This is a genomic window from Parapedobacter koreensis, from assembly GCF_900109365.1.
Lineage (GTDB): Bacteria > Bacteroidota > Bacteroidia > Sphingobacteriales > Sphingobacteriaceae > Parapedobacter > Parapedobacter koreensis.
The window spans coordinates 165,582-184,629 of record NZ_FNZR01000007.1 but is presented as its reverse complement, the minus strand read 5'-3'; the positions used below and the strand labels follow the sequence as shown (position 1 = coordinate 184,629).

The window sequence follows — 19,048 nt, the reverse complement described above, 5'->3', positions numbered from 1 at the left end:
TTTAAAGAAAGAAAGCATTATGAAAAAGTCAAGCATATTCAAAGTGTTGTTGTTGGCCGGAGGACTGTCGTGCTTTAGCAGCTGTTCGGAATTCCTTGAACGCGAACCCGACGAAATTCTAACGGATGATCAGGTGTTTAGCGATGCCGTCATGATCGAATCCGTGTTGGCTAACTTCTATGGTCGTGTGACCTGGAGTCAACATATTGGTGACTGGATTCAGTACACTGTATTGGACGAAGCTGGCAAATCCGATGGAGGGCCAGATAATATTCAGAATTACAGCAATGAGCAATGGCGGGTATATGATTATACTTTAATCCGTAACATCAATCAGTTTCTTCAAAGCCTTCGTGCCACTACGGTGATTACTGACATTGAGAAGCAGGTATATGAGGGAGAAGTCCGATTCCTTCGGGCATGGACCTATTTCAACATGGCCCGTGGATTAGGGGGGATGCCCATTGTAGGCGACGAGGTGTTCGATTATGAAAGCGGTATGGATATTACCACATTGCAGTATCCGCGTTCCACAGAGGCGGGGATATATGACTATATCATTGAAGAATGCGAGGCGGTGTCAGCCATGCTCGACGATGTGAAGACTGTCAATTCTGCAAGAGCCAATAAATGGGCAGCGCTGATGTTGAAAGCCCGTGCGGCCATTTATGCAGGATCATTGGCAAATTATAACAACAAAATGAATAGCCCGATTCGTACTGCGGGCGGTGAAGTTGGTATTCCCGCAGAGCGAGCCAACGGGTATTATGAACAAGCGTTAGCCACAGCACAGGACATTATCAATAACAGCCCTTATGAACTACAGCTAAACAAGCCTGATGATTTGGAACGTAATTTTTACGAGGCTTTGAGTGTAAAGGACAATAATACGGAGGTAATATGGGCAAGGGATTATCGTTATCCGGGCCAAACCGTTGGTTTTACCACACAAAATATCCCAGGATCACATGCAGAGGATATTGATCGTGCTGCTGCGGGACCAATACTCAATCTGGTCGAGGACTTCGAATACGTAAACGACAGGGATGGTTCGATTCACATTCGGGATAATCAGGGAAATTATGTTTTCTATGACGATCCGGCTGATGCGTTCGCCAATAAGGATGCGAGGCTGGGCGGGTCAGTAATCACGCCTAATGCGATATTCAAAGGAACTCCTGTTGTATTGCAAGCTGGCCAGAAAGTTTGGACGAATGGCGCTTGGCAGACGATTACCGGACAGCCCGGTGAGCGGGATAGCCAAGGCAGGCTGATTACCTCATCTAATGGTCCGAATCGTTCTAATGAGCAGTATATTAATAAAACAGGCTTTTTCTTCCGTAAGTTTTTGGACGAGGCCGCTGGGGCATCCACCCGTGGTCGTAACAGCGAAATGTGGTTCCCCCGCTTCCGTTTTGCCGAAGCGGTATTGATTGCTGCCGAAGCCGCGATGGAATTAGGCCAGCAATCTGTAGCGGTTGGTTACATCAACCAAGTGCGCGAGCGTGCTGGGATACAGCCGCTGACCTCCGTGACGTTGGACGATATCGTGCAAGAACGCCGGGTGGAATTTGCATTTGAAGATCACCGCTATTGGGATTTGAAACGTTTCCGTTTGGCCCACATTGTATGGAATGGTGTAGTGAATAGCCCAACGGCCCAACAATGGGCTTTATTCCCCTACTTGGTGGTCGCTCCCGGCACACCGAATGATGGGAAATATGTGTTCGATAGGCTAACATTTAGCAATTCCTTGCATCCCCGGTTCTTTGAGTTGAGGAACTATTATAACTTCATCGATTTGGCGTGGCAGAATGCAAATCCGAAGATTGTGTTGAATCCGTTTCAGTAAATTTTAGTTGAAAGAAAATGAGAAAATATTTGAATATGTTGCTGTTTCCAGCGGTAGTTGTGGTAAGCAGTTGCGGATTGGATAATTATGACGCTCCAGAATCGACCATATATGGACGCGTCGTCTACAATGGTGAGCCGGTCGGCGTGCGGGGTACGGGAGAGGCGGTACAGCTTCAACTATATCAAGATGGTTACGAATTACGTAATCCCATCCCGGTCTACGTAGGGCAGGATGGCACCTTTGAGGCGAAAGTATTTGACGGTGAGTACAAACTGGTCACTCGCGACAACAATGGCCCGTGGGTAAACGATCGGGATACTACCGTGATTAACCTGAGCGGTACAACCAATGTAGATGTCGAAGTTACGCCGTTCTATACCTTGTCGAATGTACAGCTGTCACTGAGTGGCAATAGTGCTAACGCCTCGTTTCAGATCAACGAAGTGGCGGGTGGTAGGGATATCGAGTATGTAATGATTTTGGTGGGCAAAACGTCCTTCGTCGATGATGTGTCATATACCGCTCGGCTCGATATCAATGGCGTGACCGCAGGAAATACCGTCACAGGGGCACTTGACCTCACGAATAATGCCGACTTCAACTCAGGTAGAGCCTTGTTCGCCCGTGTGGGATTACGCCCAGCAGGTAAGGATCAGGCAATTTATTCGCAGGTAGTGAAGTTGCGATAACTTGTTTGTTTCTTATAATTTTACCGCTATCGTCGATTGGGGCGGTAGCGGTTATTTTTATAGTTGAAGAGGTGGTGTCAAGTCATATTTTATGAAAGTCTTTTTTATTATCTTGTCGATTTCCTCCTTAATGTTTGTTTCCTGTTTTTCACGGGAGGAATCAAAACATTCCAAGACGGAAAATCATGAACAAGACATACTTCAAGCGTCACTTTCCATATCCTTAAAGCCCGGCGAAAGGGCCATATTCAATGTCTTCGATGTGTACCGCCGTAGCATTGCCCTTAAAAATGCTACGACAAAGGACTCCTTATTCGAAGAAAAAATATGGATTGATAAGCCGTTGCTTTTGGTTTCTGGAAATGTTTTGGTCGTCCCGGACGGCGATCCGATACTTCGGATATATGGCCTGCTACTAAGTCCCGGCGACAGTGTGGTATTGGATAGGCACGATGACGGTGCGCTTTCCATGCACTATTCGTCCGGGTTGCCAAACTTCGTTGATAGCTTGATTGTCGTACCGAAAGATTTTTACGAACACGATGGTAAGCGACAGCAAAAACGCCTTGCGGAAATAGGTGTAGCGGGTATAACGCAAGATATTGACGCAGCGTTTCAGAAAAACGAAACCGCTATTGCCGCCCTCGCTATGCCCGAAGTAAAAGCCCGCTTATTAAGTAGCCTGAACAGCAACATCAAATATACGGCCATCGCGCATTTGTTAGCCGATCCGGCTGTAGCCAGCTCCGGATTGACGGATAGTTTATACGAAGATCTATTCCAACACATGGATGAAATCCGCTCGATTGACGCAACAACCAAGGGAACTATTTTTGGGGCACTCATTGCGTACAATGCCAAGAAACAACATGGAGACGTGGATAAAACCGATATGTGGGAAGCTGCTGCTTATGCGGACCAGCAGTTGAAACAAACTGATATGTATAAGCAACACCTTGTTTCCGCCGTCGCCGGAACCTTTGTTCATTCGCCTAAAGAGATAACAGCTATCAATAAGGAGCTTCAATCCATACATACACAAGATCCATTTTTAGATACGCTCTATCAACTGACAAACATTTTGTCAGCAACCTTTACCGATTTCAGCCAGGCAAAAGCAGCGTTAAAAGCTTTTGCGGGTGGCCGCTATCGCTTTATCATTGAAGATAATGAGCAGTCGGCGAACCACGAAATGAAAGTCATAACTGATTTGCCTCCGGTTGAGTTGCATGATTTCGCAGGAAACAAATCTGATTTCAAGCGTATTGTCATGAACAAGGACTATATGTTAACGTTGGTTGATCTCTGGGCAAGCTGGTGCGTACCCTGTATTATGGAGATGCCCGATTTGAAAAAAACAGCGGAAAAGTTCCGGGATAAGCCTATCCGATTTCTGGCAATCAGCATAGACAAGGAAGAAGATGTTGATAAATGGGTTGCAGTTGCAAAAAAGAACGCAATTTATAACAAACCTAATCAATATCGATTAGCGAACTTTAGGGAATCCCCATTAACCAAATTATTGAACATACGGAATATTCCCCGGTATTTGGTGATCAATAATGAAGGGAGGGTATTGGATGAGGATTTTTACAGGCCGAGCGAAAGCAGTTTTGAATTGGAATTGCTGAAGCTTTTGGATTAATCGCAATACAATTATAATGTTAATCGTTTGTAGCTTTAGGACCGCTTTTGAATGGCAAAATCAAGATATAAAACAGTAATGACCAGACGTAACCATAAACCAAGACACAGACAGACCAAATGGACGACGGTATATGTCCTTGTTGGGCTTTGGGTTGGCATTTCTTGTACTACGGCGCACAAACCGGACAAGCCCAATGTATTACTGATCCTGGTCGACGATCTGCGTCCCGCAATCGGTGCCTATGGAGACTCCATAGCCATTACGCCCAATATGGATAAGTTGGCTGCAAAAGGCCTGCTGTTTAAGCGAGCATATTCCAATCAAGCCGTTTGTGGCCCTTCCCGGTATAACCTGTTGCTCGGCAGCCGGTCCACGTCATCAGGAATCTATAACTTCGGGAGTGATTTCCGCGACCATTACCCCGATGCGGTGACACTGCCGCAATATTTTAAGCAACACGGCTATCATGCGGAATCGATGGGCAAGGTGTTTCATGTGGGGCACAACACGTATGACGATACGGCCTCTTGGAGCGTACCGCACTACAAAGATCGGGTTATCGAGTATGTGGATTCGGCCAGTAAAAAAGAAGGATTTACCCGCGAAGAGGCGTTGTTTTCCAATATGGAGTGGGGATACGCGCGATCGCTGCCCAGGGGATTGGCCTGGGAATCACCGGATGTCGCCGACGATGCGTATGCAGATGGGCGTATTTCAAATCGGGCCATCGAGCGGCTTAGGAACTTGAAATCGAATCCGGATCGCCCATTTTTCCTTGCCGTAGGTTTTGCTCGGCCACACCTTCCCTTTTCGGTGCCGAAAAAATATTGGGATATGTATGACGAAAGTGCACTCCCGTTGCCGCAACATACCCGCCGACCGGAGGGGGCACCGTCGTATGCCGTGAAATATGGCGACGAAATCGATCAGTATATTCCGATCCCAACGACCGTGACCGAAGCGCCATTTCCGGATAGCCTCTCCCGTAAGTTGATTCATGGTTATTATGCCGGAGTCAGCTATGTCGATGTCCAAATTGGTAAGGTGTTGAATGAATTGGCCGCGCTTGGACTCGACGATAACACGATCGTGGTGCTTTGGGGCGACCATGGTTATATGCTCGGAGAGATGGGTATGTGGACCAAACACGTCAATTATGAGCTGGCTAACCGTATCCCGTTGATCATCGCAGCGCCGGATATGGGTTCTAAGGGGGCGCATACCACGCAGCTGGCTGAGACCGTGGATATCTATCCTACCTTGGCGGATCTCGCCGGTCTTCCTGCTCCCGAGGTAACGCAGTCGCTTGACGGATTAAGCATGGTATCGGTGCTCAACAATCCGGAGGCACGGATACGCGACCATGCTTACCATAGTTTTCCAAGGGGTGGTCGATTGGGAAGGGCTATCCGCACCGACCGCTACCGCTTGGTGGAGTGGACGAAAATCGATGACCCGGCGGAAGCCGCAGCATATGAATTGTATGACTATCAAAATGGCCCGATGGAGATAACGAACATCGCCGATGAACAGCCGGAGGTAAGGGCTACGCTTCAGTCAATTCTTGGACGACACCCGGCAGCGATGCCCCCGCGGCCACAAAGTCCGCGACGAGAGTAGGTTTTCCATTTTCGGCAGCATTGTGTACCTTAGCAATTCGATATCGAAAAGTTAGAATCAACATAGTTAGGTATGACTATAAATAGAAAAAGGTACTATCCCTTAGTAATAGGCTGGTGCTTGGTCGCTTTTGTGCTTGCCGCATATGCACAACAAGGTACTACGCCCGTTACCTATCAGCTCGTGCAGAACATCAACTACCGTCCGGATGTCGCCGATGACGACTATATCCGCGAGCGTTGCGTGCTCGATATCTACTATCCCGAGCAAGCGAAAGATTTCCCCACGGTGGTATGGTTCCATGGCGGCGGCTTGACCGGGGGCGAGAAATTTATTCCCGAAGAACTTCAGGAAAAAGGCATTGCCGTGGTAGCCGTTAATTACCGATTTAGTCCGAAAGTCAAAAACCCGGCCTATATCGATGACGCTGCCGCAGCGATAGCTTGGGTATTTCAGCACATCGGCGAATATGGGGGAGATCCGGGCAAGATATTCGCTACCGGACATTCCGCCGGAGGTTACCTCGCGGCGATGGTCGGATTGGACAAGTCTTGGTTGCAACGGTATGGCGTGGATGCCGACCAGCTGGCAGGTATCATCGATTTCAGCGGCCATGCCATTACGCATATGACTATCCGAGCAGAACGTGGCATAAAAGATACGCAACCCATCGTGGACGAATATGCCCCACTGTACCACGTGCGCAGCGATGCACCGCCACTGGTGTTGGTGTCGGGCGACCGCGAGCTGGAAATGCTCGGTAGGTATGAGGAGAGCGCCTATTTCTACCGAATGATGAAGGTTGCAGGCCACCAACAGGTGTATTTGTACGAGCTGGATGGCTTTGACCATGGCGCCATGGCCGCACCCGGATTTCACATCCTGTTGCATCATGTAAACGAATTGACAAAGAAATAGAATATGATGAAATTCAGTATAATTATTGCCGCCGTTTTATTCGCAATGCCGCACGTCGGTAATACACAGGAAGCCCTGTCGCTACCCAATAACCCACTGGATGTTGCCTTCGGCGATCCGTACGTCATTTATGACGATGCGACGGATCGCTATTACATGTATGGTACCGGAGGAGGTGCCAAGAACGGTTTCGCGGTCTATTCCGCTGTTGATCTGGCGAACTGGAAGAACGAAGGTCAAGTTTATGATGCCAGCAACGAAAATGGCTGGAGTGATTCCACCGCTGCATGGGGTGGAGCATACTGGGCACCTGAAGTATATGCGCATAAGGACAAATTTTATATGTTCTATAGCGCGCAATGGAAAGACAATCCCGGTAAGGAACTGGAAAACTTCCGTATTGGCGTTGCCGTGGCCGACAAGCCCACAGGACCTTTTATCGACCTGCAAAACCACCCGATATTCGACCCCGGGTATCCCATTATTGACGCCAATGTTTATTTCGCCGAAGATGGGAAGCTCTACCTGTACTATTCCCGTTGCTGCTACAAACATCCCGTGGAGAGCGAAGTGGCTGATTGGGCACGCAACAAAGGGTGGTTTGAGGAAATCGAAGAAAGTTGGGTGTATGGTGTGGAGCTCAAACCGGACTTTTCAGGCGTCATCGGGGAGCCTGTATTGCTCTTACGTCCGCCTGTCACGATGGACGATGCCCAGGCCGAATGGGAGAGCCGCTCGGTGACTAGCCGCGAGGTCAACCGCCGCTGGACGGAAGGCTCCTTTACGTTCAAACAGGACGACACGTACTACCTGATGTATTCGGCCAACCACTTTGCGGGGGAAAATTATGCGGTGGGTTACGCCACTGCAAAACATCCCTTGGGACCGTATACCAAGGCGGCCAATAATCCGGTGCTGGAGAAAAATACAGCAAAGGGTGGTGATGTGACGGGTACGGGCCACAATAGTGTGGTATTCCTGCCGGATGGCCGGATGTGGTGTGTATATCACGGCCGTACCAAAAAGACCGGCGACGACCGGATGGTTTTCATCAATGAAATGGAAATAAACGACAAGGGAATATTGCGTGTATTGCCTTAAATCTTTTCATAACCCCATTCCTGATCTTCCCTTAGCTCCGGCCCATCATAGTGGCCATAGCGGATGATGGTATATACCATCCAGATTACCAGCAATGGGGATAATGAATACATGGCGAACAATAAGGAAGGATCGGGGTACAGCCTGGTCATTGCCACAAAAATTATCAAGTAAGCCGTTACTGCTATTATGGCGAATGTAGGGTTCTTCAACATGACTTTTATTTTGATAACCCCTAAGGGATAATTTTGTTCGATTTCAGCAAAGTCTTCCTTAATTTGGATTTCCCCGAGGAAGTATGTACTTTCACCCATCATATTCGTGGTACGCTTTATGGGAACTCAAGCCGAATTTATTGAAAAAATAGTTGCCTCCTACAATCCAAAGGGGGCTTTTATTTTCCTTGGGGCGGGATTACTCGACGGAAAAGTTGTGGCCCAGGCAAAAGTAAACCTCGCCTTAAAAATGATGAACCGCCACGGCTTGATTGCGGGGGCTACAGGTACGGGCAAAACCCGTACGCTGCAACTGATTGCCGAACAACTTTCTGATGCGGGCGTGCCGGTATTCTTGCTGGACGTAAAGGGCGACCTATCCGGCTTGCATCAGCCCGGCGAATCCAACCCTGCGTTGGTGGAGCGGGGGGAGGCTTTGGCATGGCCTTTTGCACCATCGGGCTTCCCCATAGAACTATTTTCGCTATCTGGCAAAATAGGTAACCCCATGCGGCTCACGGTGGAAGATTTCGGGCCGGTGATGCTGGCGCGCATCTTGGAGCTGAACGATACGCAAACGGGTGTACTGGCTGCGCTGTTTAAGTATGCGGAAGATACCCAACTGCCGTTGGTGGATTTTGCAGATTTGAAGAAGCTGCTCAGCTACCTCACGGACGGGCCGGGTGCCGAGGAAATCAAAGATAGTTATGGCCGTATCAGCGGAAGTACATCAGGAACAATATTGCGTAAGCTGGTCGCGCTGGAACAACAGGGGGTATCCGATATCTTTGGTGAAAAAGAATTTGATATCAACGACCTGTTTGAACGGGTGGATGGCAAAGGGGTCATCAGCTTGCTGAACATCTCGGATATTCAAGACCAACCGGTATTGTTTTCGACATTTTTGCTGAGCTTGCTGGCGCAGCTATTTAAACAGCTGCCCGAAGTGGGCGACTTGGATAAACCGAAGTTGGTTTTTTTCTTTGAGGAGGCCCACCTGCTATTCAAGGATGCATCCAAAGCATTCCTCACCCAGGTAGAACAGATCGTGCGGCTCATCCGCTCTAAAGGCGTGGGGGTCTTTTTCTGCACGCAGGCCCCCACTGATATTCCCGAAAGTGTGCTGGGACAGTTGGGCAACCGCGTGCAGCATGCATTGCGGGCGTTTACGCCGAATGATGCTGATGCATTGCGAAAAACCGTCAAGACGTATCCGAAATCAGATTTTTATGAGATAGACCGGGTGCTGACGGCAATCGGTACAGGGCAAGCCCTCATCACGGTACTCAATGACAAGGGGATCCCTACGGAGGTGGTGGCCACGCACCTTATTCCACCACGTGCTGTAATGGGCCCTGTGGATGCACACACGTATACGCAATTGGTGAATAGCTCGCCTTTTTATGCCAAATACCACCAGCCTGTGGATAGGCGGAGCGCGGCCGAAATATTGGAAGATAAGCTGCAGGCGCATGCTGCGCAGCAGGCTAGGGAGGAAATTGACCGGAAAAAGACAACAACTCGCACCGGCCGGACAAGTACCCGGCAAACACCCCTCGAAGCGGCGCAAAAAGCGGCCACGACAACGCTGGCAAGGGAAGGCGTGAAACTATTGGGTAAGATTGCCAGCGGGATATTGGCTGCCATGTTTCGAAGAAAACGTTGAGATAACATAGAAGTCGTATATTTGGCCGTATCGAGCATTTATTTCAGTAACTATAAATTATTTTCCAACGATGAGTAAACCCACCTTGTTGATTCTCGCGGCCGGAATGGCCAGCCGCTATGGAAGTATGAAACAAATTGACCCTTTTGGGCCCAATGGCGAAACAATTATTGACTATTCCATCTATGATGCCATTCGGGCAGGGTTTGGAAAAGTAAGTTTCATCATTCGCGAAGAATTTGCTGATAAGTTCAAGTCGATTTTTGAACCAAAGCTGGCAGGGAAGATAGCTACGGATTATGTGTTCCAAAGTTATGACCTTTCACCGTTTGGCATCGACCGGGAGATCGAACGCTCCAAACCCTGGGGTACGGCGCATGCGGTATTGGCTGCTCGCAACCAGGTAAATGAACCGTTTTGTGTGATCAATGCGGATGATTTTTATGGTTATGAGGCATTCGAAAAGATGGCGGAGTTTCTCAACGAAGAGGTTACGGACAATAAATTCTCGTTGATGGGCTACCAAATCGACAAAACGTTGTCAGAACATGGGTCTGTGTCGCGCGGTGTGTGTAAGGTGGATGACAATGGCAACATGACCGAGATTAATGAGCGGTTGAAAGTGTATTTCAAGGAGGTAGCGGGCGAGAAACGTATTTTCTTCGAAGAAGATGGCGTGGAAACGGAATTGCCGCAGAGCAGCCGTGTTTCCATGAATTTCTGGGGGTTCACACCGGCTATTTTTGAAGTAAGTGAGGAGCTGTTTAAGGCTTTCGTGCCAGCGAACGAAAACAACCCGAAAGCTGAATTCTTGATCCCCAAGGTAGCAGACGAACTCATCAAACTGGGTAAGGCTGAGTTTAAGGTCATTCCTACGTCGCAGAAATGGTTTGGCGTCACCTACCCGGAAGACAAGCCCATTGTGCAGGAAAATATTGCCCAATTGGTAAAAGGCGGGGTGTATCCTGAAAAACTATTTTAATAAGTAAGTTATACAGTAAATAAAAAAACCTCGGCGGATCACCCGCCGAGGTTTTTCATTTTAGTCTTTCGGACTCTTTACTTCTTATCGTCTTTCACTTCTTCGTATTCCACGTCAGTCACGTCGTCGCCTCCAGTGCTGCCAGCCGATTGGCCTGTATCTCCGGCTTGCGGTCCGGCCGATCCTTCTTGTGAAGCTTTATACATGTCTTCAGAAGCCGCATTCCAAGCTGTTTGCAATTGGGCTTGTGCTGCATCGATAGCAGCGAAGTCTTTAGCTGCATAGGCTTCTTTCAGCTTCTTCAAGCCTTCTTCGATTGGAGCCTTTTTCTCAGCACTGATCTTGTCGCCATATTCGTTCAACTGTTTCTCGGTAGAGAAAATCAGGGCATCCGCAGCATTGAATTTTTCGATTTCTTCTTTTGCCCGTTTATCAGCTTCGGCATTGACTTCCGCTTCTTGCTTCATCTTCTTGATTTCATCTTCGGTCAAGCCGGAAGAAGCCTCGATACGGATTTTTTGTTCTTTGCCGGTAGCTTTATCTTTTGCAGATACATGGAGAATACCGTTGGCGTCGATATCAAACGTCACCTCGATTTGTGGCACACCGCGCGGTGCGGGTGGGATGCCATCCAAATGGAAGCGTCCGATGGTCCTGTTTTGGGCAGCCATGGGCCGTTCGCCTTGCAGGATGTGGATTTCTACGGACGGCTGATTGTCTGAAGCCGTAGAGAATACTTCCGATTTCTTGGTCGGGATGGTTGTGTTGGCTTCAATGAGCCTGGTCATCACGCCGCCCATGGTTTCGATACCCAACGAAAGCGGGGTGACGTCCAAAAGCAACACGTCTTTTACCTCGCCGGTCAATACACCACCTTGTATGGCAGCGCCCAAGGCAACGACCTCATCCGGATTGACACCTTTTGAAGGGTCTTTGCCGAAGAACTTTTTCACCGCATCCTGGATAGCCGGAATACGGGTAGAACCACCCACCAAAATAATTTCGTCGATATCCGAAGCGGAGTAACCTGCATTTTTCAATGCCGATTTGCAGGGTTCGATGGTACGTTTAATCAAACTGTCAGCCAATTGTTCGAATTTGGCGCGGCTCAGCGTACGTACCAAGTGCTTCGGCCCGGTTTGGTCTGCCGTAATATAGGGCAGGTTGATTTCGGTGGATGAAGCGCTTGAAAGTTCAATCTTAGCTTTCTCGGCCGCTTCTTTCAACCGTTGCAAGGCCATGGGATCTTTGCTCAGATCAAATCCATTGTTGTCGGTTTTAAATTCGTCGTTCAACCAATCGATAATCACTTGGTCAAAATCGTCACCACCGAGGTGCGTATCGCCATCTGTAGACTTTACTTCGAAGACACCGTCTCCCAAATCCAGTACAGATACGTCATGTGTACCACCACCGCAGTCGAATACGACAATTTTCATGTCTCTATTGGATTTATCCAATCCATAGGCCAACGCAGCCGCGGTTGGCTCGTTGATGATGCGTTTTACATTCAGGCCCGCGATTTCGCCGGCTTCTTTGGTAGCCTGGCGTTGCGCGTCGTTGAAGTATGCTGGCACCGTAATAACGGCTTCTGTGACTTCGTGACCCAAAAAATCTTCTGCGGTCTTTTTCATTTTCTGCAGAATCATTGCAGAAATTTCCTGCGGTGTATATTTACGGTCGTCAATTTCTACCCGGGGGGTATTGTTGTCGCCTTTTACAACGGAATAGGGTACGCGTTCAATTTCTTTACGGGCTTCGTCGTAGTTTGTGCCCATAAACCGTTTGATGGAATAAACGGTTTTCTTTGGATTGGTGATGGCTTGGCGTTTCGCAGGGTCACCTACTTTGCGCTCGCCATTCTCCACAAAAGCCACAATCGAAGGCGTAGTTCGCTTTCCTTCGTTGTTCGTGATGACTACCGGCTCGTTACCCTCCATCACGGCTACGCAGGAGTTGGTAGTTCCTAAGTCGATTCCAATAATTTTTGCCATATCTATGTTCCTTTTTCTACGTTGATGATAAATCAATATGTTCATAGTTGTTTAACAAGCCTTGTGCCAATCGTTTTCCTGACACTAATTAGCACGGGATAACGGGAAATACGTCATTTATCTATGACGTCGTCATGACAATGTGTCATTTTTGTGTGCTTCGATTTAAGTTTTGTTTTTTTAATTTCGACTTTTGATACTTAGCTTTTAATGATAGTCTTTTACTTTTAATTATATGCACATCGAACAATTACGCAATTACTGCTTAAATAAACCTGGGGTGACTGAGGGCTGTCCTTTCGGTCCGGATACCTTGGTGTTTAAGGTGGCAGGCAAAATGTTTCTGCTTACGGGGTTGGATAGCCAACCGTTGTCTTTCAGTGCGAAATGCGATCCGGAATATGCGGTCGAACTCCGCGAACAACATCCACATACCATAAAGGGAGCTTATCACATGAATAAGCGGCATTGGAATGAGGTGATCTGCAACGGTGAATTAAGTGACCGGGCATTGGAAGATCTCATTAGCCATAGTTATGAATTGGTTGTGGCGGGTTTGCGTAAACAAGACAGGGAAGCATTGCGGGGCGACTGGTAAAGCGATGGTGTTATGACATTTGCCCGACCGATTTCTTTTACTATTCCATTACATTTGCCGACTAATTTTTCGATTGTTATGGATTTTGCTCGTTATTTGGTTGAATTTGAATACATTTTGAATAGCCCTTCGCCCGCAGCGCCTTATGACAATCCGGCGTATTTGGAGTATGCCAAGCTGAATTGGTCACGTATGCATCGCTGGTTGAAAAAGGGGGAATTGAGGACGGAAACAAAGGCAATGCTTGAACGGATTGCTAAACCGTTGCATTGGATCGTCATCACCGAACCGTGGTGCGGGGATGCAGCCCATTCCGTGCCGTTCATCCAGTTGATGGCTCAGCATAATGCCGCGATCACTGTTGAGTATGAACTGCGGGATTCACTCCCCTTCACGATCAACGAGTACCTGACAAATGGAAGCAAATCCATTCCAAAACTCATCATCCGCGATGAGGAAGGGAATGATTTGGCCGTGTGGGGCCCGAGGCCGGTCGGCTGCCAACAGTTGTATGATCGCCTGAAAGCCGAAGGTGCGGATTTCGAAATCCAGAAAGTAGCACTTCAGAATTGGTACAATACCGATAAGGGGAGCGCCATACAGCAGGAGTTGATGTTGCTGCTGAGCGACGTTACATCTTCAGTCCAATCTCTCTGAGCCGCTCATCCAGGTATTCTCCTGCCGTTGTATCGGTATAAGCCTTGGGATGGCCTGCGTCAATACAGGATTCCAATGCAGCCAGGCTCATGTCGGCTTTGGGATGCAGGAAGAAGGGCACGGAGTAGCGGGAAGTCTTCATGAGTTCGCGTGGCGGATTGACCACCCGGTGGGTGGTCGATTTCAACTTGTTGTTGGTAAGCCGTTGCAGCATGTCGCCTACATTCACCACGATATCCTCGCCATGGGCTTTGACGGGATACCATGTGCCTTCGCGGGTAAGCACTTCCAACCCGTCGGCACTGGCTCCGATAAGTAGCGTGATCAGGTTGATATCTTCATGTGCCCCTGCGCGGACGGCATCGTCGGGCAGGCTATCGGGATCTTCAATGGGGAAGTAATGGATAGCCCGCAGAATGGAATTTCCTTGAATCACGTTGGGCTCAAAATAATCTTCCGGCAATTGCAGGTAAACGGCAATGGCTTTAAGTAGCTCCCGCCCGGCGGTTTCAAGGTGCCGGAATACCGTCCCTGTAACCTCGTCAAAACGGGGAAGCTCCTCCACGCTGGGATTTTCATGCTGTCCCCGCTGCCAAAACTCCTTCAGATCAGGTACCTTGGCATCCTTGGCCTTTTCCCTGCCCTTTGATGTGTAGCCGCGTTGTCCGGCAAGCCCGGGGATTTCGTATTTCAATTTTGCGGCTTCCGGCAGGGCAAAAAAGGCCTCCACTACCTTGTACAGCTCGTCAATCAAAGCCTTGTCCATTCCATGATTGGCAATGGTGACAAAACCGGTTTCGTTAAAAGCTTTGCCAATAGCTTCTGAAAATTGATGGCGTTGCTCAGGAGTTCCTTGGGTATAATGGTACAAATCCAGTCGGGGAATGTTTATCATGGACGTCATAAGCGTGCTTAATTTTCAGGTAAAGATAAGGGTTTGGGAAGGATTTGCAAAAAAGCAAATCATGACGTTTATTTCCATAAAAAATTTGCAACTGCAATTATTATCCCATAAATTTGCTATGCATGCATAATAATTTGTGTGCTGGCCAATATGAATGATGACAATACCATTGATTACTATTTAAAGGCAGCGTGGCAATCCGCAGCTAATAAGTATAACCAGATTGCCGCCCGTTTCGGGATTACCCAGGCAACGGGCTATGTGCTCATCCATATCCATAAGGAAGGGACGCCGGTATCGCAGATTGCCAACCTCTTGGGGGTGAAGACCACCAGTTTATCGCGTATCCTCAACAACTTGGAAGTTTTGGGGTTGATCTACCGGGAGACCAATAGTGCCGACAAGCGTTCGGTAAAGGTTTTTCTTACGGAATTGGGGAAAGTAAAAAGGGAACAGGCTAAAGATGTGGTTCGGAAATTCAATGCGTACTTGGATGAGCACCTATCGCAGGAAGAGCGGGCTGCGGCTATTTATACACTGAAACGCATCAACCAATTGGCAATACAATATAAACCAGAAGAATAAGACATGATTAGGAGACGCATCAAAAAAGTAGCGGTATTGGGCTCGGGCGTAATGGGTTCGCGCATAGCTTGCCATTTTGCGAACATCGGTGTAGATGTACTGCTGCTGGACATCGTACCCCGCGAGTTACTGCCTGCCGAAGAAGCGAAGGGATTGACCTTGGAAAGCAAAGCCGTGCGTAACCGCATGGTGAACCGATCGCTTGAAACCGCCGTCAGCAGCAACCCATCACCCGTATTCAGCAAACAGGCCATCAAACGGATAGCCACGGGGAACTTTGACGATGATATGGCCGCCATTGCATCTGCGGACTGGGTCATCGAAGTGGTGGTGGAGCGGCTGGACATTAAAAAACAGATCTTCGATAGGGTAGAACAGTACCGCAAGCCCGGTACGCTTATCACTTCCAATACTTCGGGTATCCCTATCCACTTGATGGCGGAAGGGCGGAGCGACGATTTCAGGGCTCACTTCTGCGGCACGCACTTCTTCAACCCGCCCCGTTACCTGCGGTTGCTCGAAATCATCCCTACGGCAGAGACCAAGCCGGAAGTTGTGCAGTTCCTCATGCATTACGGTGATAAGTTTTTGGGAAAGACTACCGTGCTCTGCAAGGATACGCCGGCATTCATCGGCAATCGCGTCGGCGTGTATTCCATGCTGGCCCTTACCCACCTGGTCGAGCGGCTTGGCCTCACGGTAGAGGAGGTCGATAAGTTTACCGGCCCGGCGATGGGTCATCCCAAATCCGCGACATTCCGCACGGCTGATGTGGTGGGACTGGATACGCTGGTCAATGTGGCCAATGGACTCGCCGAAAATGCAAAAGATGACGAGGCCAGTGGCGTATTCCAGTTGCCAACCTACCTCCGGCAGATGGTGGAGAAAAAATGGCTGGGCGAAAAAAACGGCCAGGGTTTCTACAAGAAAATAAAAGACAACAAGGGGAATAGCGAAATATTGGCACTCGACCTGAAGACGTTGGAATACCACCAGCAAGGGAAGGTAAAGTTCGCCACGCTGGAGGCAACCAAGCCGGTAGACGACATCCGAAAGCGCATGAAAGTATATGAGCAAGGGACGGATAAAGCCGGTGCGTTTTTCCGGGCCATGCATTATCCACTGTTCGAATACGTATCGCGGCGCGTGCCGGAAATCACGGACGAATTTTTCCGTATCGACGATGCCATGCGTGCCGGATTCGGCTGGGAGCTCGGCCCCTTTGAGGTGTGGGACGCCTTGGGCGTGAAGGAAACGCTTGAAAAAATAAAGGTCGAGGAGAAACGGATACCGGGCCAAAGCGGCGAGGTGGCAGCGTGGGTGCAGGAAATGCTGGAAGGGGGATACGATTCATTTTATAAGGTAGATGCGGGCATCAGGCATTATTATGACATCCCAAGCAAGTCATACAAGCCTGTTCCCGGTACGGAAGGGTTCATTATCCTCGACAACATCCGCGCACAGCAGACGGTATGGAAGAATGGCGGGGTCACCATCACCGACCTTGGCGACGGTATCCTCAATGCCGAGTTTCATACCAAGATGAATACGATAGGCGGGGACGTCATCCAGGGGCTGCATAAGGCCATCGACTTGGCTGAAAAAGATTTCCGGGGGTTGGTCATCGGCAACGACGGGGCCAACTTCTCCGCGGGGGCGAATATCGGCATGATATTCATGATGGCGGTGGAGCAGGATTATGATGAGCTGAATACGGCCGTAAAGACCTTTCAGGATACATCCATGCGCCTACGCTACTCAGCTATTCCGGTAGTTGCAGCACCGTTTGCACTGGCCCTGGGCGGGGGCTGCGAATTTTCCATGCATGCTGATTTCGTGCAGCTGCATGCTGAAACCTATATGGGGCTGGTGGAGTTTGGTGTGGGCGTCATCCCCGGCGGCGGCGGTTCCAAGGAGTTTGCGTTACGCGCGTCTGACGAATTCAAGGAGGGACAGATTGAGCAGAATGTACTGCGCGACCGTTTCCTCACTATCGGGCAGGCCAAAGTCTCCACCTCGGCCGCAGAAGCTTTCGAACTGGGGTACCTACAGGCGGGTAAATACGCCATTAGCATGAACAGGAGCCGCCTGCTGGCCGACGCCAAGGCCAAAGCCGTTGAACTGGCCGAGGCAGGTTATACGCAACCTGTACCACGTAAGGATATTAAGGTGCTGGGCAAACAGGGACTGGGCATCGTCTATGCGGGAGCCAACTCGATGCGCGCCGGCAACTACATCTCCGAACATGACCAGAAAATTTCGGAAAAATTGGGCTGGGTGCTGTGCGGTGGAGACTTATCTGCACCGACGGAGGTGTCCGAACAGTATCTACTGGACTTAGAGCGCGAAGCGTTTTTGTCGTTATGTGGAGAACGGAAAACATTAGAGCGTATTCAACACATGTTAACCAAAGGTAAACCATTAAGAAACTAAGATATGGAGGCGTATATCATAGCAGGGTTTCGTACAGCCGTAGGCAAAGCGCCGCGTGGGGTCTTCCGTTTTACGCGGGCAGATGACCTCGCAGCGGCAGTCATCAAGCATTTGGTGGCTTCAGTGCCTAACTTGGATAACGAACAGATAGACGACGTGATCGTGGGCAATGCTACGCCCGAGGCCGAGCAGGGGCTGAATGTCGGTCGGCTGATTTCGCTGATGGGCTTGGATACCGATAAGGTGCCGGGAGTGACGGTAAACCGGTACTGTGCCTCAGGTTTGGAGACCATTGCTACGGCGGTCGCCAAAATCAAAGCGGGCATGGCGGATACCATCATTGCTGGCGGCGTGGAAGTCATGTCGGGCATGCCCATGGGCGGATGGAAGCTGGTGCCCAATCCGGAGGTGGCCAAGCATCACCCCGATTGGTATTGGAATATGGGACTTACCGCAGAAGCGGTGGCGAAGGAGTATAAGGTGAGCCGGGAAGACCAGGACGCGTTTGCTTTCCAGTCGCATCAAAAAGCCATCACAGGCATCCAGAACGGAAATCTTAAAGATGGCGTGGTGCCGATTACGGTAGCAGAGCGCTATCTGGAGGATGGGAAGAAAATAAAAACCCGCGAATACGTGGTGGATACCGACGAAGGGCCCCGGGCGGATACCAGCCCTGAAGCGCTGGCCAAGTTGAGGCCGGTCTTTGCGGCTGGGGGCAGCGTGACCGCGGGCAATTCTTCGCAAACATCAGATGGGGCTGCATTCGTGCTGGTGGTATCTGAGCGGAAGCTGAAGGAACTTGGCGTGCAACCCATTGCTCGCCTGGTAAGCTATGGCGTAGCCGGTGTACCGCCCCGCATTATGGGTATCGGGCCTATCTTCGCTATCCCGAAAGCGCTGGGAATGGCCGGAATGAAGTTGGATGAGATCGACCTTATTGAATTGAACGAAGCTTTCGCTTCCCAGTCGCTGGCGGTGGTGAGGAAACTGGGCATCAACCCGGATATCCTCAACGTAAACGGCGGTGCCATTGCGCTCGGCCATCCATTGGGGTGCACCGGGGCTAAACTATCCGTGCAACTGTTCCACGAATTGAAGCGCAGGAACCAGAAATATGGCATGGTGACCATGTGTGTGGGTACGGGGCAGGGCGCAGCAGGAATCTTTGAATTGTTATAACCAA

The 19,048-nt window shown here is 49.5% G+C and carries 16 protein-coding genes; 13 read left to right on the top strand and 3 right to left on the bottom strand.

What is annotated here, in order from left to right:
* The first annotated feature begins 19 nt into the window (after nt 1-19).
* From BMW65_RS16955 to BMW65_RS16930, 6 genes are all read left to right on the top strand, one after another.
* Nucleotides 20-1,852, top strand: coding sequence for a RagB/SusD family nutrient uptake outer membrane protein (locus tag BMW65_RS16955; RefSeq protein ID WP_090607167.1), 1,833 nt, complete (start codon nt 20-22; stop codon nt 1,850-1,852).
* 17 nt (nt 1,853-1,869) lie between these two features.
* On the top strand, nt 1,870-2,544 hold the full coding sequence (locus BMW65_RS16950) for a DUF3823 domain-containing protein (protein WP_090607165.1): 675 nt from the start codon (nt 1,870-1,872) through the stop codon (nt 2,542-2,544).
* Nucleotides 2,545-2,635: 91 nt separating this feature from the next.
* A complete protein-coding gene (locus tag BMW65_RS16945) occupies nt 2,636-4,189 on the top strand; it encodes a TlpA family protein disulfide reductase (protein ID WP_090607164.1) in 1,554 nt (517 codons plus the stop codon).
* 78 nt (nt 4,190-4,267) lie between these two features.
* Nucleotides 4,268-5,812, top strand: coding sequence for a sulfatase (locus tag BMW65_RS16940; RefSeq protein WP_090607162.1), 1,545 nt, complete (start codon nt 4,268-4,270; stop codon nt 5,810-5,812).
* Nucleotides 5,813-5,884: 72 nt separating this feature from the next.
* Nucleotides 5,885-6,730, top strand: a complete 846-nt coding sequence (locus BMW65_RS16935) for an alpha/beta hydrolase (protein WP_090607161.1) — start codon at nt 5,885-5,887, stop codon at nt 6,728-6,730.
* Nucleotides 6,731-6,733: 3 nt separating this feature from the next.
* The gene (locus BMW65_RS16930) at nt 6,734-7,831 is read left to right on the top strand and encodes a glycoside hydrolase family 43 protein (protein WP_218145439.1); all 1,098 of its coding nucleotides are present in this window, start codon (nt 6,734-6,736) and stop codon (nt 7,829-7,831) included.
* On the opposite strand, the gene BMW65_RS16925 is transcribed toward BMW65_RS16930, so the two are convergent.
* Nucleotides 7,828-8,148, bottom strand: coding sequence for a hypothetical protein (locus tag BMW65_RS16925; protein WP_090607159.1), 321 nt, complete (start codon nt 8,146-8,148; stop codon nt 7,828-7,830). The genes BMW65_RS16930 and BMW65_RS16925 overlap by 4 nt on opposite strands.
* 16 nt (nt 8,149-8,164) lie before the next feature.
* Here BMW65_RS16925 and BMW65_RS16920 point away from each other — a divergent pair, with 16 nt between their 5' ends.
* Together BMW65_RS16920 and BMW65_RS16915 are read left to right on the top strand one after the other, a co-directional pair.
* Nucleotides 8,165-9,712, top strand: coding sequence for a helicase HerA-like domain-containing protein (locus BMW65_RS16920; protein WP_090607158.1), 1,548 nt, complete (start codon nt 8,165-8,167; stop codon nt 9,710-9,712).
* A gap of 70 nt (nt 9,713-9,782) precedes the next feature.
* The gene (locus BMW65_RS16915; RefSeq protein ID WP_090607156.1) at nt 9,783-10,694 is read left to right on the top strand and encodes a nucleotidyltransferase family protein; all 912 of its coding nucleotides are present in this window, start codon (nt 9,783-9,785) and stop codon (nt 10,692-10,694) included.
* Between the two features lie 77 nt (nt 10,695-10,771).
* Here BMW65_RS16915 and dnaK read toward each other — a convergent pair whose 3' ends face one another.
* A complete protein-coding gene (gene dnaK, locus BMW65_RS16910) occupies nt 10,772-12,688 on the bottom strand; it encodes a molecular chaperone DnaK (RefSeq protein ID WP_090607155.1) in 1,917 nt (638 codons plus the stop codon).
* 235 nt (nt 12,689-12,923) lie between these two features.
* Here dnaK and BMW65_RS16905 point away from each other — a divergent pair, with 235 nt between their 5' ends.
* Both BMW65_RS16905 and BMW65_RS16900 read left to right on the top strand, forming a co-directional pair.
* Complete coding sequence (locus BMW65_RS16905) at nt 12,924-13,286, top strand: MmcQ/YjbR family DNA-binding protein (protein ID WP_090607153.1); 363 nt, start codon at nt 12,924-12,926, stop codon at nt 13,284-13,286.
* A 78-nt stretch (nt 13,287-13,364) separates the two neighbouring features.
* The gene (locus BMW65_RS16900; protein WP_090607152.1) at nt 13,365-13,943 is read left to right on the top strand and encodes a thioredoxin family protein; all 579 of its coding nucleotides are present in this window, start codon (nt 13,365-13,367) and stop codon (nt 13,941-13,943) included.
* Here BMW65_RS16900 and BMW65_RS16895 read toward each other — a convergent pair.
* Nucleotides 13,918-14,847: an isopenicillin N synthase family dioxygenase gene (locus BMW65_RS16895; protein WP_090607150.1), complete on the bottom strand. Its 930-nt coding sequence runs from the start codon at nt 14,845-14,847 to the stop codon at nt 13,918-13,920. The genes BMW65_RS16900 and BMW65_RS16895 overlap by 26 nt on opposite strands.
* Nucleotides 14,848-14,997: 150 nt before the next feature.
* Here BMW65_RS16895 and BMW65_RS16890 point away from each other — a divergent pair, with 150 nt between their 5' ends.
* The 3 genes from BMW65_RS16890 to BMW65_RS16880 are packed head-to-tail and all read left to right on the top strand — an operon-like array spanning nt 14,998 to nt 19,044.
* Nucleotides 14,998-15,432 carry a MarR family winged helix-turn-helix transcriptional regulator gene (locus tag BMW65_RS16890; protein ID WP_090607148.1) on the top strand — a complete coding sequence of 145 codons (435 nt, stop codon included), beginning with the start codon at nt 14,998-15,000 and terminating at the stop codon, nt 15,430-15,432.
* A 3-nt stretch (nt 15,433-15,435) separates the two neighbouring features.
* A complete protein-coding gene (locus tag BMW65_RS16885; RefSeq protein WP_090607146.1) occupies nt 15,436-17,865 on the top strand; it encodes a 3-hydroxyacyl-CoA dehydrogenase/enoyl-CoA hydratase family protein in 2,430 nt (809 codons plus the stop codon).
* A 3-nt stretch (nt 17,866-17,868) separates the two neighbouring features.
* Nucleotides 17,869-19,044 carry an acetyl-CoA C-acyltransferase gene (locus tag BMW65_RS16880; protein WP_090607145.1) on the top strand — a complete coding sequence of 392 codons (1,176 nt, stop codon included), beginning with the start codon at nt 17,869-17,871 and terminating at the stop codon, nt 19,042-19,044.
* Nucleotides 19,045-19,048 lie beyond the last annotated feature (4 nt).

Bases quoted from the DNA above. Each gene is read 5' to 3' on its own strand.
- BMW65_RS16930 (WP_218145439.1), top strand. From the start codon at position 6,734: ATGATGAAATTCAGTATAATTATTGCCGCCGTTTTATTCGCAATGCCG.
- BMW65_RS16920 (WP_090607158.1), top strand. From the start codon at position 8,165: ATGGGAACTCAAGCCGAATTTATTGAAAAAATAGTTGCCTCCTACAAT.
- BMW65_RS16900 (WP_090607152.1), top strand. From the start codon at position 13,365: ATGGATTTTGCTCGTTATTTGGTTGAATTTGAATACATTTTGAATAGC.
- BMW65_RS16890 (WP_090607148.1), top strand. From the start codon at position 14,998: ATGAATGATGACAATACCATTGATTACTATTTAAAGGCAGCGTGGCAA.
- dnaK (WP_090607155.1), bottom strand. From the start codon at position 12,688: ATGGCAAAAATTATTGGAATCGACTTAGGAACTACCAACTCCTGCGTA.
- BMW65_RS16915 (WP_090607156.1), top strand. From the start codon at position 9,783: ATGAGTAAACCCACCTTGTTGATTCTCGCGGCCGGAATGGCCAGCCGC.
- BMW65_RS16905 (WP_090607153.1), top strand. From the start codon at position 12,924: ATGCACATCGAACAATTACGCAATTACTGCTTAAATAAACCTGGGGTG.
- BMW65_RS16945 (WP_090607164.1), top strand. From the start codon at position 2,636: ATGAAAGTCTTTTTTATTATCTTGTCGATTTCCTCCTTAATGTTTGTT.
- BMW65_RS16940 (WP_090607162.1), top strand. From the start codon at position 4,268: ATGACCAGACGTAACCATAAACCAAGACACAGACAGACCAAATGGACG.
- BMW65_RS16950 (WP_090607165.1), top strand. From the start codon at position 1,870: ATGAGAAAATATTTGAATATGTTGCTGTTTCCAGCGGTAGTTGTGGTA.
- BMW65_RS16925 (WP_090607159.1), bottom strand. From the start codon at position 8,148: ATGATGGGTGAAAGTACATACTTCCTCGGGGAAATCCAAATTAAGGAA.
- BMW65_RS16895 (WP_090607150.1), bottom strand. From the start codon at position 14,847: ATGACGTCCATGATAAACATTCCCCGACTGGATTTGTACCATTATACC.
- BMW65_RS16955 (WP_090607167.1), top strand. From the start codon at position 20: ATGAAAAAGTCAAGCATATTCAAAGTGTTGTTGTTGGCCGGAGGACTG.
- BMW65_RS16935 (WP_090607161.1), top strand. From the start codon at position 5,885: ATGACTATAAATAGAAAAAGGTACTATCCCTTAGTAATAGGCTGGTGC.
- BMW65_RS16880 (WP_090607145.1), top strand. From the start codon at position 17,869: ATGGAGGCGTATATCATAGCAGGGTTTCGTACAGCCGTAGGCAAAGCG.
- BMW65_RS16885 (WP_090607146.1), top strand. From the start codon at position 15,436: ATGATTAGGAGACGCATCAAAAAAGTAGCGGTATTGGGCTCGGGCGTA.